At 47.1% G+C, this 15,058-nt stretch carries 16 protein-coding genes; 6 read left to right on the top strand and 10 right to left on the bottom strand.

Annotation, left to right across the window (positions count from 1 at the left end):
- The first annotated feature begins 47 nt into the window (after window positions 1–47).
- The 3 genes from DEU30_RS13630 (at window position 48) to yiaY (ending at window position 3,368) form a co-directional block, all read left to right on the top strand.
- Window positions 48–1,175 (top strand): TonB-dependent receptor plug domain-containing protein, encoded by a 1,128-nt coding sequence (locus DEU30_RS13630; RefSeq protein ID WP_227016303.1) that lies wholly within the window; start codon window positions 48–50, stop codon window positions 1,173–1,175.
- Window positions 1,176–1,183: 8 nt separating this feature from the next.
- Entirely contained in the window at window positions 1,184–2,029 is an 846-nt protein-coding gene (locus DEU30_RS13625; protein ID WP_243734113.1) for a TonB-dependent receptor, read from the top strand.
- Between the two features lie 190 nt (window positions 2,030–2,219).
- A complete protein-coding gene (gene yiaY, locus DEU30_RS02025) occupies window positions 2,220–3,368 on the top strand; it encodes an L-threonine dehydrogenase (protein WP_011234047.1) in 1,149 nt (382 codons plus the stop codon).
- Between the two features lie 88 nt (window positions 3,369–3,456).
- Here the strand turns inward: yiaY and DEU30_RS02020 are convergent, their stop codons facing one another.
- Window positions 3,457–3,903: a hypothetical protein gene (locus DEU30_RS02020; protein WP_034820539.1), complete on the bottom strand. Its 447-nt coding sequence runs from the start codon at window positions 3,901–3,903 to the stop codon at window positions 3,457–3,459.
- A gap of 90 nt (window positions 3,904–3,993) precedes the next feature.
- Between DEU30_RS02020 and DEU30_RS02015 the strand changes: the two genes are divergently transcribed.
- Both DEU30_RS02015 and DEU30_RS02010 read left to right on the top strand, forming a co-directional pair.
- Window positions 3,994–4,602, top strand: coding sequence for a superoxide dismutase (locus DEU30_RS02015; protein WP_034820536.1), 609 nt, complete (start codon window positions 3,994–3,996; stop codon window positions 4,600–4,602).
- Between the two features lie 5 nt (window positions 4,603–4,607).
- Window positions 4,608–5,492: a ZIP family metal transporter gene (locus DEU30_RS02010; RefSeq protein WP_227016304.1), complete on the top strand. Its 885-nt coding sequence runs from the start codon at window positions 4,608–4,610 to the stop codon at window positions 5,490–5,492.
- Window positions 5,493–6,002: 510 nt separating this feature from the next.
- On the opposite strand, the gene DEU30_RS02005 is transcribed toward DEU30_RS02010, so the two are convergent.
- The 4 genes from DEU30_RS02005 to DEU30_RS01985 all read right to left on the bottom strand — a co-directional run bounded on the left by DEU30_RS02005 (window position 6,003) and on the right by DEU30_RS01985 (window position 8,946).
- Entirely contained in the window at window positions 6,003–6,239 is a 237-nt protein-coding gene (locus tag DEU30_RS02005; RefSeq protein ID WP_016341294.1) for a hypothetical protein, read from the bottom strand.
- A 55-nt stretch (window positions 6,240–6,294) separates the two neighbouring features.
- Window positions 6,295–7,442, bottom strand: a protein-coding gene (locus DEU30_RS02000) for an IS3 family transposase (RefSeq protein ID WP_114981451.1) whose coding sequence is annotated in 2 segments (ribosomal slippage) — window positions 6,295–7,205 and window positions 7,205–7,442 — 1,149 coding nt in all. Because the reading frame shifts where the segments join, the coding sequence is not laid out codon by codon here.
- Window positions 7,443–7,760: 318 nt separating this feature from the next.
- Window positions 7,761–8,363 (bottom strand): hypothetical protein, encoded by a 603-nt coding sequence (locus tag DEU30_RS01990; protein ID WP_016341296.1) that lies wholly within the window; start codon window positions 8,361–8,363, stop codon window positions 7,761–7,763.
- A 187-nt stretch (window positions 8,364–8,550) separates the two neighbouring features.
- The gene (locus DEU30_RS01985; protein WP_011234052.1) at window positions 8,551–8,946 is read right to left on the bottom strand and encodes a helix-turn-helix domain-containing protein; all 396 of its coding nucleotides are present in this window, start codon (window positions 8,944–8,946) and stop codon (window positions 8,551–8,553) included.
- 79 nt (window positions 8,947–9,025) lie between these two features.
- Here DEU30_RS01985 and DEU30_RS01980 point away from each other — a divergent pair, with 79 nt between their 5' ends.
- Window positions 9,026–9,517, top strand: coding sequence for a DUF2938 domain-containing protein (locus DEU30_RS01980; protein ID WP_011234053.1), 492 nt, complete (start codon window positions 9,026–9,028; stop codon window positions 9,515–9,517).
- Between the two features lie 49 nt (window positions 9,518–9,566).
- Here the strand turns inward: DEU30_RS01980 and mazG are convergent, their stop codons facing one another.
- The 5 genes from mazG to pdxJ are packed head-to-tail and all read right to left on the bottom strand — an operon-like array spanning window position 9,567 to window position 15,044.
- Window positions 9,567–10,340 (bottom strand): nucleoside triphosphate pyrophosphohydrolase, encoded by a 774-nt coding sequence (mazG, locus tag DEU30_RS01975; protein ID WP_114981453.1) that lies wholly within the window; start codon window positions 10,338–10,340, stop codon window positions 9,567–9,569.
- A gap of 22 nt (window positions 10,341–10,362) precedes the next feature.
- Window positions 10,363–12,552 carry a GTP diphosphokinase gene (gene relA / locus DEU30_RS01970; protein ID WP_114981455.1) on the bottom strand — a complete coding sequence of 730 codons (2,190 nt, stop codon included), beginning with the start codon at window positions 12,550–12,552 and terminating at the stop codon, window positions 10,363–10,365.
- Between the two features lie 3 nt (window positions 12,553–12,555).
- Window positions 12,556–13,908: a 23S rRNA (uracil(1939)-C(5))-methyltransferase RlmD gene (gene rlmD / locus DEU30_RS01965; RefSeq protein ID WP_114981456.1), complete on the bottom strand. Its 1,353-nt coding sequence runs from the start codon at window positions 13,906–13,908 to the stop codon at window positions 12,556–12,558.
- A gap of 27 nt (window positions 13,909–13,935) precedes the next feature.
- A complete protein-coding gene (gene acpS / locus DEU30_RS01960; RefSeq protein WP_114981458.1) occupies window positions 13,936–14,316 on the bottom strand; it encodes a holo-ACP synthase in 381 nt (126 codons plus the stop codon).
- A complete protein-coding gene (gene pdxJ, locus DEU30_RS01955; protein WP_011234058.1) occupies window positions 14,316–15,044 on the bottom strand; it encodes a pyridoxine 5'-phosphate synthase in 729 nt (242 codons plus the stop codon). Before pdxJ ends, acpS begins: the two co-directional genes overlap by 1 nt.
- Window positions 15,045–15,058: the final 14 nt, after the last annotated feature.

Below are 15,058 nucleotides of genomic sequence, written 5' to 3'. Positions count from 1 at the left end.
AACATTATAGTAACCTCTCTACACTTTACACAGGTGAGGATATAAAGGTGATAACTCAGCATTTAAAAAAATCCCCTCTTCACTTAGCGGTATTACTGGGCATAGGCGCAGCCTCAGCTGCTTTGCCGTCTTACGCTCAGGACGAAAGCAGCAAAAGCGAAGAAATGGAAAGAATTGAAATTAAAAACTCTTACACAACACGTGTTATGAATTATTCCACCGGGCTTAACCTCTCACTTAGAGAAACCCCGCAGTCAATGACCGTAATTACCCAACAGCAGATTGACGATTTAGCAATAACAGAAATTGCTCAGGCACTCCGATACACCACCGGCATTAACGTCAACCGAGCCGAAACAGATCGCATTTTTCCGACCGCACGCGGGTTCTCTATTGATAACGTGCAATTTGACGGTGCTAATGTGCGCGGTGCTTACGGTGGTGTTGAAGGCGACTTTCTCTCTGACATGGCCGTTTATGAGCGTGTAGAAGTGATTCGGGGCGCTGCAGGTCTACTACAGGGGGCGGGCAATCCATCAGCCGCTATCAATTTAATTCGTAAAAAACCAACGGAAGACCTCCGCTCTTCTATTAACATTAAAGCCGGTCGATGGGATTTAACCCGAGCGGAAGCCGATGTCTCGTCAAGTCTTGGTTTTGACGACAAGTTAAGGGGACGCTTTGTTGCGGCTTATCAGGATGCCGGTTCTTACATGGACAGTGTAGAGCGTGATAAAACGATTCTTTACGGTATTCTGGAAGCTGACATAACGCCCTATACCGAAGTCAATTTCGGTGTCGACTACCAGAAACATCATGTTGATGGAATAAGTTACGGTGAGCCCGTACCTTTATATTACAACGACGGTACACGTACTGATCTCCCCCGCTCCAGCAATACCGGAAGCGACTGGACGTATCGTGATCGCGACCGCAACATTACTTTTGCCTCACTGGAGCATCGTTTTGCCAACTTTTGGCAATTTGATTTCTACGCCAGCCATATTGACGGACACTACGACGACAAAAGAATGTATGTAACCGGATTTCTTGATCGGGACACTGGCCTCGGACTTGGAGCCAGCCCCAGCTCGACCAGAGGTGACTGGAACCAATATACTCTGGACTTTAGACTAAGCAAAGCGGATTTTACAGTGGTGCGCAATTTGACCTAGCGGAGCCTTTGTCACTAATTGTAGGGCTTCGCACCAGTTCATGGTCACATGAAGAGTACAATTACACTCCTGAGGCTATGAGTTCCCCTGTCACCGCGGTGGATGAATCTGACTCGGGTGTTATTACTCCGTACGTAGGCATTGTTTATGATATTAATGATCATTTCTCCACCTACGCCAGCCTGACCGATATCTACAACATTCAAACTCAAAAAGATCGGTATGGTAATTTGCTTGACCCTGTGCACGGCGAAAACTATGAAATAGGTCTGAAAGGCGAATTCTTTAACCAACGACTGAACTTCTCTACTGCAGTATTCCAGGTTAAGCAGCGAAATGTTGCGGTTCCGGATATTGAAGTGATTGTCGCTGGCCAACCAGAGCAACGCTATAAAGCAGAAGACGGTGTTGAAACCAAAGGTTATGAAGCTGAGCTTTCTGGCGAGCTAATGACCGGCCTTCAAATTTACGCCGGTTATACACATCGGGTAGCCCGCAACAATGACGGCGAAAAAGTCAGCCGACAAGCGCCTGAAGACATGGTAAGAATAACCAGTTCTTATAGCTTTGCAGAGAATTTGCCGGAGCTTACTCTCGGTGGTGGGCTTCGCTGGCAAAGTGAAGTATTCCCTTCAAGAAACCAAGGTGTGGGCCCCAATGGTGAAATCCCCCGCCAGGAAAGTTATACGGTTGCCGACCTGTTTGCCCGCTATCAGATCTCTGACAGCCTTACTGCGTCATTAAATATTAACAACCTTTTTGATAAGAATTACTTTGAAAGTGTCGGCGTGTACAACTACGGCTCTTATGGCGAACCACGTAATATCAGTGCCAGTGTGCGCTGGGACTTCTAAGGTATTGCCCTTTCATGATCTAAAAAATCGATATAGCCCTGCTACTACGTATGATAGCGGGGCTATATGCAGACTCTCTGGTGTGCTGATTTTATCTTTACGCCAAATTATTGATTCAGATCAAGCTATTCGGCGAAACAAAGGAACACAATAATAGAATATAAATTCACTGACAGAAAAGGCTAATGCCATGAGCAGTACTTTTTATATTCCAGCGGTCAATATTATTGGCGAGAACGCCCTTAAAGATGCGGCTACGCAAATGGACAACTATGGATTTAAACAAGCCTTGATAGTCACCGACCCCGGCATGACCAAACTGGGCGTTACTGCCGAAATCGAAGCCCTGCTCAAAGAGCATGGAATAGACAGCCTAATTTACGATGGCGTACAACCCAACCCGACAGTAACGAACGTGAAAGCCGGGTTAGATGTTCTGCAGAAACATCAATGCGATTGTGTTATTTCACTAGGTGGAGGTTCAGCTCACGACTGCGCCAAAGGTATAGCCCTGGTTGCCACTAATGGCGGGCATATTAGTGACTATGAAGGCGTTGATGTCTCGAAAAAGCCACAACTGCCACTCATTAGTATTAATACCACCGCAGGCACAGCGTCCGAAATGACCCGCTTTTGCATCATTACCGATCCGGAACGCCATATTAAAATGGCAATTGTCGACCAAAATGTGACACCAATTCTGTCGGTTAACGACCCAAGGTTAATGGTCGGTATGCCTGCCAGCTTGACTGCAGCAACAGGCATGGATGCGCTGACCCATGCCGTTGAAGCCTATGTATCTACCGACGCTACGCCGATTACCGATGCCTGTGCCATAAAAGCCATAGAGATTATCCGGGACAATCTGCACGAAGCGGTTCATAACGGAGCGAATATGGAAGCTCGTGAGCAAATGGCTTACGCACAGTTTCTGGCGGGTATGGCGTTTAACAATGCGTCCCTGGGTTATGTACATGCCATGGCGCACCAACTCGGCGGATTCTACGACTTGCCGCACGGCGTCTGCAACGCGGTTTTATTGCCTCATGTGCAACGCTACAACAGTCAGGTTGTCGCACCGCGCCTGAAAGACATTGGTAAAGCACTGGGCGCAGAAGTACAGGGATTAACAGAAAAAGAAGGGGCTGACGCTGCTATTGCCGCCATTGTAAAACTATCTCAAAGCGTCAATATTCCGGCTGGTTTGGAAGAATTAGGGGCAAAAGAAGAGGACTTTAATACATTGGCAGACAATGCCATGAAAGACGCTTGTGGCCTGACTAATCCAATTCAACCCAGTCACGAAGACATTGTTACTATTTTTAAAGCGGCTTTTTAACCGGAGTCTTTTAAGCTTGGCCGTCCGACATCGGACATAGCTAAAGTTTATTGTACTGTGCTAACAAAATCCTATACCTGCGGCTACATTAATGTAGCCGCGAATACGCTGATGTATCATATCCAGCAACGGTAGTCCCATTCATAGGCATAGTTTGTTCCTCTGTTTCCTTGTACGTAAACATGAGTTGTCGCAACTTGCAGCCTTCGCGAAGCATAGCTATAGCGGCCGGATGATCTGACGAAAGCGTATTCTGTAACTGCTGAAAATTGTGTAATGCCCGACTTAACAGAGAAACGCAGCAATTCACGCGATTTTGACGATTATATGTCTCAGACAGATTCTGCACCGCAATTGACAAGCAAATAATAACCTCGCCAGCCTGCTCATGCTGGTTTTTCAGGATATCACTCAAATGTCCTCGTAACAGAAGAATACTATTCATGTAGTAATGATTGGCATTTTGCCATTGTCCCTGCTCAAACTCATAATTCCCCATACGCTGTAACATTTTCCAATTCTGTATCAGTTCCATAATAACCTCCTGCGTTACTCATCAGCATGCCTTGCAATTTAATTAAATGATAATGATTACCGTTAACTTCAAATTAATCAGGAGTAAACTATGTGCTTTAAATTACCTGCGTTACCCTACAACTACGATGCACTTGAGCCTCATGTCGATGCCATGACAATGGAAATTCACCATCAGCGACATCACCAGACCTATGTCAACGGTCTGAACCAGGCACTGGCCGAAACCCGTTACGAAAAATGGGACTTATCTGAACTGTTACGACAAATTGAGAGTATACCTAGTAATATGCAGTCTGCTGTGCGTAATCATGGTGGTGGCCATGCTAACCACTCATTGTTCTGGGAGGTAATGTCGCCTGACGGTGGCGGCGAACCAACAGGCAATCTGGCTAAAGCCATAGAGACCGACATTGGCGGCTTTAAGGCCTTTCAGGAACAATTCACTCAGGCTGCGGTCAGTCGGTTTGGTAGCGGCTGGGCCTGGTTAGTGATTAATGCCAACGGACAACTTGAAATAACCAGTACAGCGAATCAAGATAGTCCATTAATGGATGGACTGACTCCCATACTCGGGCTGGATGTTTGGGAACACGCTTACTATTTAAAGTATCAGAACAAACGTGCAGACTATATTGCAGCATTTTATGAAGTGGTTCACTGGCCGGAAGTTGCCAGGCGTTTTGAGGAACATGAATGAAGGTAATGGAATTATTTCAACCGGGTTGGCGTCTTGGAAGCAAGCTAGTCGGTTGGTTCGTCCTGGTTTTGGGCGCTGGCTATGGTTTATATCAGCTCATTCTGTTAATGCAGAATCAGGACCATGTACGCTACGCGTTTTATGCCGGAATGGTAGCGGCTGGAGCCACGGCTGCGGGTACCCTTCCCGCTCTTTTCTCTCGTGGATTATCAACTCGTTTACATGCTGCAATATTGGGGTTTGGCGGCGGAGTTATGCTGGCAGCCAGCATTTTTTCTCTCATTGTACCGGCGTTAGATCTATTTGAAGTAGCGACACAAACCGCTTGGCATGCGCCGCTAAAAGTGTCTGCGGCTATACTTTTGGGCTCTTTTTTAATGATGGCTCTGGAGCGCAGTGTCCCACATGAGCACTTTATTAAAGGTACTGAAGGACGCCAGGCACTGATATTGAAGCGCAGTTGGTTGTTTGTTTTTGCAATTATTCTGCACAATATTCCTGAAGGGTTGGCAATAGGCGTAGCTTACGCCGGCGATGACACAGTCGGAGCGTCCACTCTGGCAACCGGTATTTCTGTGCAAGACATACCTGAGGGCTTTGTCGTAGCCATGGCTCTATTGGCCGCAGGTTATAGCCGTAAGATAGCAATTGGTGTCGGGATGTTATCCGGTTTGGTGGAGCCATTAATGGCTGTTATTGGCGCCATTGCATTAAGCAACTCAGCTGTGCTGCCCTGGGGGCTGGCTATGGCCGCGGGTGCTATGTTATTCGTCATCAGTCATGAAATGATTCCCGAGTCACACAAACAAGGCCACGAAATGTCTGCAACGAATGGTCTGATGCTGGGTTTCGTGCTGATGTTTGTGCTGGATACAGCCTTGGGTAGTTAGCGCTCAGCTTAACTACCTGAAGCGAATTCGCATTTTCTTTTAAATAAGTAACAGTTTCCGTTTTCATAGCATTTTTCACAAAGCTTATTTATCAAGTAACCACATGACAAAGGCGTACAAGTTGGTAAAAAGGTAAAAAGCACACAGACACAGTGTCACAAAATAAACTGAAAACAGCACCACTTTGGGTACTACTTCCCTGACTAGCCACAGGAAGCCTGATGCGGCTAGCCAACAAGGCAATGCCGCGGTCAATGCTAAAATCACAACTTGCATATACTCGTGGCGATACTCCGCAGCGGAGTTAGCGTAATACCCGAATGTGTATTTTCGTTAAATCGACTACTTTCGAACAAAGCGACACATACCTTTCCCGAGGTTTTCGCCGTCTCGCGCAATAAACTCGTAATGCTGATAAAAAGCCTCTTTTCATTTTGTGACTCTGGTCACCCATTCAGCAAGGAACTGTCTAACGACATTCCCTCTTACTGACAGGGTCATTATATTCAACTACTGGGACTCAGTATTTTCAGACAAGCTCTCTTTAACAAATAGCTCTACGAGTACTTTCTGAAAAGTGTACAAACAAGCACCTATAGAGAAAAACGCTATCAATATCGGTGAAACAGGAGCACCTTCAAAAAGATAGCCGTTTAGAATTTGGCTTGCAACTACTAGTAAAATAACGGCAATGGCTGGTTTTACGCTATGTTTATTTATCAATTTTGAGATATCTCTTTTTGTCATTCTGTTTTCTCCATAAATCCAACTAAGTAAACCATTTTGGACTTCCCAGCTTTCACTAGACAGTCTGTAAATCCTCAAAGTACGCCTTTTCAAAGTTAGCAGGCGATACCCCGCCTGTATGAGAATGACGCTTTTTCGGATTGTAAAACATCTCGATAAAATTAAATATCTCAGTCTTTGCCTCATTTCGGTTTGGGTAAATCTTCTTTCGGATAACCCGCTTTTTGAATGTAGCAAAAAAGCTCTCAGCAACGGCATTGTCGTGACAATTTCCACGTCGACTCATCGACGGTACTAAATTGTGCTCTTTCATGAACGCCAGATAATCAGAGCTGCCGTATTGGCTGCCCTGATCGCTGTGCACCAACACCTTCTCTTTCGGGCGTCGTTGATAAACCGCCATAAGCAGTGCTCTGATAACCAGGTGTTTATCCATATTTTTGTCCATTGACCAGCCGACAACGCGTCTGGAGAACAGGTCGATAACCGTTGCTACGTAAAGGAAGCCTTCGTAAGTGCGCACGTAGGTGATGTCACTTACCCACGAGGTATTCGGCGCTTCAGGGTTAAACTGCCGCTCTAAGACATTGTCTGCCACTCGGCCAGGCTTGCCGCCTTTTATATGCCGACGCTTATAACCGATTTGAGCTCTGAGCTTATTGAGGCGCATGATCTTAGCAACACGATGCACACTGCATTTTTCACCGGCTTCACGTAAGTCTTTGTGGATCCAGGGGCTGCCGTAAGTGCCGCCACTGGCAATGAAGAACGCTTTAATGCGTTTTAAAAGCCGTGCGTCTTCTATGGCGCGATCGCTCAAAGGCTTCTTTAGCCAGGCATAGAAGCCACTGCGGTTCAATTTCAACACCCGGCACATAGCCGAAACAGAGAACTGATTTTGATGATCTCGGATAAAGGCGTACTTTACTCGGACTCGCCTGCAAAGTACTTTGCGGCCTTTTTTAGTATATCCCGTTCCTCCTTAACGCGTTTTAGCTCAGCCTCAAGCTTCGCTATGCGCAGTTGTTCATCGGAGGATTGGTTAGTTTTATTGTCCTGACCATATTTAGCACGCCAGTCGTAAAGTGACTTGACGGAAATGCCCAGACGATCAGCGACGTCATAAACAGAGTGACCGCGCTCGGTGACCTGCTTGACGGCTTCAATTTTAAATTCTTCGGTATACCGTTTGCCTTTGCTCATAAACACCTCTCATTTTAGTTACATTGTAACCGTTAAAAGTGTCTAGCAAAGTCTGGGAAGTCCATTTCATTTTCTTGATGGACTCACGAACTGATAATTCTTAAACAAAATATAGCCAGCGAAAAGTATCATCAATAAAATAAAACTCGAAAACATCAAAGAAAAATCACGTTTCGCCAAGCTTATAAAGGTAAAAACTCCTAACGGAAAACAGCAAACCAGAATCTCAATAAAAGCTATTTTAAACCATGGCTTTTTAACCATACTGTTCATTAACCCTCCCCATTAACTCATAACTCTTGAACACATCCAGATCACCTACTCGGCCTCCCCACAATTAGGAATAGCATTAATATTGCGCTGAATATCGCCGTCTAATTTAGTGATATCCATGTCCTCAAGGAACAAGAAAAAATCTTCATCGTCTTGAGTCTTTAAATAAACATCCAACTCTGAATTACTCCATGAGAAGTTATCGCCACGGCAGGCAGAGACTAGTCTCACGTTCATACTGCCAGCTCCTCCGGCCTCATTCTTACTACGATACTCTTTTACAGCTTTCTGCCCTTCATACATTGTCTGTGCGTCTTGTTTTGATAACTGCATGATCGTTATTTTCTCGTTGTCCTCAATATCTTCTTTTAAGTTATCAGGAACGAGGTAGTCATCATTAATTATTACCGGAAAATTATGACTAAAACTGTATTCAGGATCGTCAGTTCGAAAATCAAAATCAATAACCACGTCGCCATCGCGCACGTCAACGCCTTCCGGGGCCTTTACCGCAACAACCAACTGCTTCGGATCAGTCTCTAAAGGATTTAGATCCATCAGTTTTATCATGGTGCTAAGTGGAATGTTACTGCATGCCGTTGCCAGAGTTAGAATGCTGGCTAGTAAAATTATTTTTATTTTATTCACAATGAATCCTAATTGTAAAAACCAAATGTAGAATTACATCTTATATTGTTGAAAAAATGTAACTCCTGCAAATAACTGACTATGGTTATGCAGTAAAGTTTCAATCTTGGTTTAGGAAATTAATTTTCAGTGAACACCGATAAGATAGGCAAGAACCGGAAAGTTGGTTGTTATTTTGGCGAAACGGTTATTTAGACCATGCCCCATCTGCCGCTAATCCAAGCAGACGACGAAATTTCGGGCACTCCATATGGCTTGGCGCGGAACAAGCGGCAGCATGTCGAAGGCCGTCGCGCATTCCTGTTAACTTTTGAATCGTTCTATCCAGTTCATCGGCCTTATTCGCTAATAACTCTCTATCTATATTGGGTTTTCCCTTTGAGCCGATCATGCGTGCAATTTCATCAAGTGAAAAACCTGCCGCCCGCCCAAGAGCGATCAATGCCAATTGATCGAGTATGTTCGCGTTAAAAACCCTACGCAACCCTTGCCGCCCGACAGAAGTGATCAGTCCTTTCTCCTCATAGAAGCGCAAAGTAGAAGCTGGAACTCCAGAAAGTTTGGCAACCTTAGCAATATCCATAAATTCCTCTTGACCTAAAGTTAACTTTAAGTTGTACGCTGTCATTGGTTCAAAATCAAGACGAACAAAGGAGATAATTATGAGCAATTTTCTAGTTATAGTATTAATCGGGTTTGGAGCAACTGCAGTGATGGATTTGTGGAGTATCGTGCGTAAATCGCTGCTTGGTATCCCTCTTCCAAACTATGGAATGGTTGGGCGCTGGATTACCCACATGACTCACGGTCAATTCAGACATAACGCCATTGCGAAGTCCCGTAAGGTAACCGGGGAGCATTTTATAGGATGGACGGCGCACTATATAATAGGCGCTATTTTTGCTGCGTTACTCATTACTATTTGGGGAGAGTCGTGGCTTCACAATCCGACAATTACCCCGGCACTACTAGTCGGTATAGCTACCGTTTTAGCCCCTTTTCTCATTATGCAGCCAGGTATGGGAGCAGGTATTGCAGCGTCCAAAACACAACACCCAGCCTCTGCCCGACTACAGAGCTTAATAACACATACAATTTTTGGTCTCGGCTTATATGTATCCGGCTGGGTAGTAAGACTTTTTTACTCAATATAGAAATACCCGAACCGCTGGTTCAGCCGCATTTCCGATCGCAGGCTTGCCCTTACGCCTTCTTAGCTTGCAGCCAGAGCGCTTCGAGTTCCTCGAGGTTGCAGTCAGTTGGGTGTTTACCCTGCTCGCTCAGGCTTCGCTCTATATGCTGAAAACGGCTTTTGAATTTGTCGTTAGCGCGTTGCAGCGCGGCTTCGGGGTTTACTTGTTTGTGGCGGGCCAGGTTAACTACGGCAAACAATAAGTCACCAATTTCTTCTTCAATATGGTCCTGGTCGGTGGCTTCTTTTACTTCCTGAATCTCTTCATCAACTTTGGCGTAAACCGGTTCGGCTTCGGTCCAGTCAAAACCTACTGACGCGGCACGCTTTTGCAGTTTGGCGGCTTTTAGAATACTGGGCAGTTGGCTGGGTATGTCGTCAAACACAGAGCCTTTGGCATTTTTCTTTGTACGTTCCTGCTGCTTTATCTGCTCCCACTGGGCTTTAATTTCGGCGTCAGACAGATTGCGCTGCGCATCGGTGCCGAACACATGCGGGTGGCGGTTTATCAACTTTTCAGCGGTATGTACAGCTATATCATCCAGCTCAAATTGCTGCTCTTCGCGCGCTAATTGAGCATAAAACACCACCTGAAACAGTAAATCGCCCAGCTCATCTTTTATCGACTGCCAGTTACCCGACTGAATGGCATCCACAACTTCGTAGGTTTCCTCTATGGTGTAAGGAATTAACGAGGTCATGTTCTGCTTTAAGTCCCAGGGGCAGCCGCTTTCTGGGTTGCGTAACTGAGTCATAACCTGTTGCAGTTGTTGCATGCCTTTCACTGAGGTACCTCTATTGTTTCAACTAAAGCTTTAAAGTAATGCGCTGAACTTGCTCAACACCATGAACCTGGCGCAGTCTGTCTGTAATGCGGCTGAGCGCGTCGCTGTCTTTTACGGTCAGAGTTAACACTACTGTCGCCGACTGTGACTGCGCATCGCTCTCGCTGTCCATTTGCGCCACCGCCGCCTTTTCATTCGACAGCACGCTGGTAATGTCATGTAACAAACCATTACGATCTAAAGCCGACACACGCAGGCTTGCCCGGTATTCCTGTTTGGAATGCCCCGACCAGGACACTTCAATACCGCGCTCGGGGTGCTGGTGCAATAAATGCTTCAGTTGATCGCAGTCGCTGTGGTGCACGGACACGCCCCGCCCCTGAGTAATAAACCCGGTAATAGGCTCACCCGGCAGCGGTTCACAGCAGTTAGCAAAGTGCATCATCAGGTTACCAATGCCTTCTACCGTTACGTCCGACTTCGGCGTTTTTGGTGACTGCTTGGCTTTACGACGCTTAGTTAAGCGCTCTACTTTGTCGGCTTCGGTTTCCTGCGGTTTCAGGAAGTTCACCACCTGGTGCAAGCGAACGTCGCCAGCGCCAATAGCGGCTAACAAATCGTCCAACGTCGGCACGTTAAAGCGCTCGACCGCTTTGTTGGCATCCTGCACATGCAGTTGATACTTCTGCAGTTCGTTTTCCAGTAACTCTTTACCGGCCTGCAGGTTCTTTTCCCGGTCTTCTTTTTTGAAGTAGGTGTGAACCTTGGCTCGTGCCCGTGACGAATGCAGGTAACCCAGTTGCGGATTTAACCAGTCGCGCCGTGGTTGGGCGTTTTTCTGAGTCAGAATTTCAACCCGGTCACCGTTTTGCAACTGGTAAGTAAAAGGCACAATGCGGCTGTCGATTTTAGCGCCAATGCACTTATGCCCTACTTGACTGTGAATGTAGTAAGCAAAATCGAGCGGGGTTGAGCCCATGGGCAAATCCACTACCTCGCCCTTCGGGGTAAACACGTACACACGGTCTTCAAACACCTGCGAGCGAATTTCATCTACCAGAGTTTCGCTGCCGGCCATGTCTTCGTGCCAGGCCAGTAGCTTACGCAGCCAGGCTATTTTGTCTTCAAAACCGTGGCGTTTACCGGCGGCTGCGCCCTCTTTGTACATCCAGTGCGCGGCCACGCCCAACTCGGCGTCGTCGTGCATGTCGTGCGAGCGTATCTGAATTTCAACGTTCTTGTGTTCAGGACCAATAACCACGGTATGTATGGACTGGTAGCCGTTCGGTTTAGGCGTTGCCACGTAGTCGTCAAACTCGGACGCAATATGGCGCCAACTGGAATGCACAACGCCTAGTGCGGCGTAACAGTCTTTCAGGTTATGCGTCAGAATACGTACGGCGCGAATGTCGAACAGCTGGTCAAACTGCAGATGCTTTTTCTGCATTTTGCGCCAAATAGAATAAATATGTTTGGGGCGACCATAGACATCGGCATCAATACCCTGCTGCTTCAGTGACTCCTGCAAACCTGACACAAAGTTATCTATGTAGAGTTCGCGGTCGGTACGGCGCTCATCTAAACGCTGAGCAATGGTTTTGTAGGTTTTAGGATGCAGGTAACGGAAAGAAATGTCCTCCAGTTCCCACTTCAGCTGCCCTATGCCTAACCGGTTAGCCAGCGGCGCGTATATTTCCGCGCACTCTTTAGCGGCCAGTACCCGGGTTTCTTCGTCGGCTTTCTTCACTTCGCGCAGGTAGCAAATGCGTTCGGCCAGTTTTATCAGCACCGCGCGCACATCTTCCACCATAGACAGTAACATGCGTCTCACATTGTCTATCTGGCTGCCGTCTGGCTGACCGTGTTGGAAGTGTTGTAAGTCACCTATACTTTGCATTTGCTGTACGTTACGCAGCAGCACAATCAAGGTTTTCGACTGTTTACCGGTGATTTTGTCTAAATCGAGCTTGCCTGCTTCCAGCAATGGCACGTATAACGCCGCCAGCAAGGATTCGGCATCCAGCTTTAGCGGTGCCAGTATTTCGACCATTTCCTGGCCTTTCAGCAAGGCTTCAGCTTCCTCAGGAAACTGCTGCTTCAGTTGCTGAAAAGTACTTTCTAACGGCTCAGGATCACTCACAGCGTTCAGCCAGTGCTGTTCACTGTCTTTGTATTTGGGGTCATCCACGTGGGTACTGCGTACATGGACCATGATTTACGACGCTCTCTCCAGACAAACCATAGTTTCAATGTGATGCGTTTGCGGAAACATGTCAACTGTACTCAGGCCAATTATGCGGTAATTACAGCCCTTGCTTTCGGTTAGCATGCCGGCAATATCCCGCGCCAAAGTATCCGGTGCGCAGGAAACATACAAAATGCGTTGTGGTCTGTGTTCGGGCTTCAGCTTATGCAGCAACTTCACCACACCTTCAGCTCCTGGTCTGGCAGGATCTAAACACCACAAATCAGCGGGTTTGCCTAAGTCTGAAGCAGTTATTTCGTTTAAGTCAGCGCTAAGTGAACTCAGGTTATCCATACCGTTGCTTTCGGCGTTAATGCGCGTCTGCTCGGCCATACGGTAAACACCTTCTACCGCCAGTACCGACTGTGCCCGGCGCGCCAACGGCAGACTGAAGTTACCAATACCGGCGAAAAAGTCATACACGCGCTGTGTTTTTTCTGGCTTCAGCCAGTCCATAGCCTGTTGCACCATGCGCTGGTTAATACCGCCGTTAACTTGTAGAAAGTCACCCGGCTGAAAATACAGCTTGTCGCCGTCGATGCTAGTATCAAAAGGCATTGCAGCACCGGCTAAAGGCTGCAGATCATTCTCGCTCTGTAACCAAATATTGGTTTTATTGACCGTTTGCCACTCCTGCAACGCCTGCATAGCATCACCCGGCAGCGCTTCCGTGATACGCAGCAAAATAACGGGCGTGTTGGTGTTTATTGCTTCAATATGGCCCAGCTTGCTGGCAACAGTCGATGTATTTAATAACGGGTATAGGGTATTTACGCAGTGCAGCAGAATTTCATCGGCTACCAGGCAATCTTCTATGGGCACAATATGGTGGCTTTGCGCTTCTCTGAAACCAATTAGCAGCTTTTGCTCTTTGCCCAGCCAGCGCGTTGCCAGCCTCACTCTGCGACGGTAACGCATCGGTTCGCTGACCAGCGGTTCCTGCCACGGCAGACTGCTGGTTTGGGGATTAAATACGCCAAACTTCTGAAACAGCTCTTCCACCACTTGCCGCTTATGAGCCAGCTGTTTTTGCTCGTCTATGTGCTGAAAGTCGCAACCTCCACAGCTAGCATAATACTGACAAGGCGCTTCGCGACGGTCGCTACTGGGCTCCAGAATACGCTCTAAATGACCACTGTGTTTGCCGGCAGTTTTGTATTCTATAACCTCGCCCGGCAAGGCGCCCATAATAAAACGAGTGGGCTGGCCTTTTATAACTGCACGTACAACCGCACGCGCCTGATGGTCAAGTGCTGACACCTGACCTTTTAGGGTTTTACTTACAGACTTATTGCGCTTCTGCGGCTTAAAAAATTGCGCCATGTTGGTTTTGCTTTACCTGATTTATTTCTAATCTGTTTCTAAAATAACCGTTGCTACCGCGTAGTGCTTTTCGTCACTAATGGATAAATGACTGCCAGTAATGCCCTGCTCTTTTATCCATTGTTCGGCGGTTTCGGTGAAATGCCACTCCGGTTTACCGTATTCGTTATGCACTACCTGCATATGCTGAAAAGACAATCCGGCAGAAATACCACGACCAAAAGCTTTGGAGCAGGCTTCTTTGGCAGCAAAACGTTTGGCCAGAAAAGCAGCTTCGTCAACCGAGGCTGTCATTTCTTCCTGTTCTTTTGGTGTTAACACGCGTTTCACTAAACTGTTGCCACGCGCTAACGACTGCTCTATACGGGTTACTTCAACAATGTCAGTACCTAAGCCCCAAATTGCCATTAGCGTGCCTTATCTAAAATATTGCGCATATCGCGCACAGCCTGATCCAAGCCAACCAATACCGCACGGGCAATAATCGAATGACCAATATTCAGTTCACAAACTTGTGGAATTTCCGCCACTTCTAATGTGTTGTGATAGTGCAGACCGTGACCTACATTCACCTGCAAACCAATAGAATGCGCGTATTCTGACGCTTCCATTAAGCGTGCCAGTTCAACAGTACGCTGCTCTTCAGTTTCGGCCTCAGCGTATTGCCCTGTGTGTAACTCCACAATGGGTGCACCGGCTTTTTTAGCGGCGTCTATTTGCTCATGGTCGGCGTCAATAAACAACGACACCTGAATACCGGCATCACTTAAGCGACGAGTGGCATCGGTGATGGTTTCTAACTGACCGGCAACATTCAGGCCACCTTCCGTAGTCAGTTCCTGGCGTTTTTCCGGTACCAGACAACTGTAAGTAGGCTGCGTCTTTATCGCTATATCGAGCATTTCCTCGGTAACAGCCATTTCCAGATTCATGGGAACGTTCAGTGTCTGCTTCAGCATGGCAACGTCGCGGTCAGTAATGTGGCGGCGGTCTTCACGCAAATGAATGGTAATGCCGTCGGCACCAGCTTGTTCGGCAATAGCTGCCGCAGCTACCGGGTCGGGATAACGAACTCCACGCGCGTTACGCAACGTGGCCACATGGTCAATGTTAACGCCCAGGCGTAAACCTTTCATTATTCAGCTCCTTT

The organism is Idiomarina sp. 017G, from assembly GCF_004362265.1.
Taxonomy (GTDB): domain Bacteria; phylum Pseudomonadota; class Gammaproteobacteria; order Enterobacterales; family Alteromonadaceae; genus Idiomarina; species Idiomarina loihiensis.
The sequence above is the reverse complement of the archived record's forward strand: the minus strand, read 5'-3'. Positions and strand labels throughout refer to the sequence as shown.

Excerpts from the sequence above, each read along its gene's own strand:
- pdxJ (WP_011234058.1), bottom strand. The coding sequence starts at position 15,044 with ATGAAAGGTTTACGCCTGGGCGTTAACATTGACCATGTGGCCACGTTG.
- yiaY (WP_011234047.1), top strand. The coding sequence starts at position 2,220 with ATGAGCAGTACTTTTTATATTCCAGCGGTCAATATTATTGGCGAGAAC.
- DEU30_RS01985 (WP_011234052.1), bottom strand. The coding sequence starts at position 8,946 with ATGGATATTGCTAAGGTTGCCAAACTTTCTGGAGTTCCAGCTTCTACT.
- DEU30_RS02005 (WP_016341294.1), bottom strand. The coding sequence starts at position 6,239 with ATGACAAAAAGAGATATCTCAAAATTGATAAATAAACATAGCGTAAAA.
- DEU30_RS02020 (WP_034820539.1), bottom strand. The coding sequence starts at position 3,903 with ATGGAACTGATACAGAATTGGAAAATGTTACAGCGTATGGGGAATTAT.
- acpS (WP_114981458.1), bottom strand. The coding sequence starts at position 14,316 with ATGGCAATTTGGGGCTTAGGTACTGACATTGTTGAAGTAACCCGTATA.
- DEU30_RS01980 (WP_011234053.1), top strand. The coding sequence starts at position 9,026 with ATGAGCAATTTTCTAGTTATAGTATTAATCGGGTTTGGAGCAACTGCA.
- DEU30_RS02015 (WP_034820536.1), top strand. The coding sequence starts at position 3,994 with ATGTGCTTTAAATTACCTGCGTTACCCTACAACTACGATGCACTTGAG.
- relA (WP_114981455.1), bottom strand. The coding sequence starts at position 12,552 with ATGGTCCATGTACGCAGTACCCACGTGGATGACCCCAAATACAAAGAC.
- DEU30_RS02010 (WP_227016304.1), top strand. The coding sequence starts at position 4,608 with ATGGAATTATTTCAACCGGGTTGGCGTCTTGGAAGCAAGCTAGTCGGT.
- rlmD (WP_114981456.1), bottom strand. The coding sequence starts at position 13,908 with ATGGCGCAATTTTTTAAGCCGCAGAAGCGCAATAAGTCTGTAAGTAAA.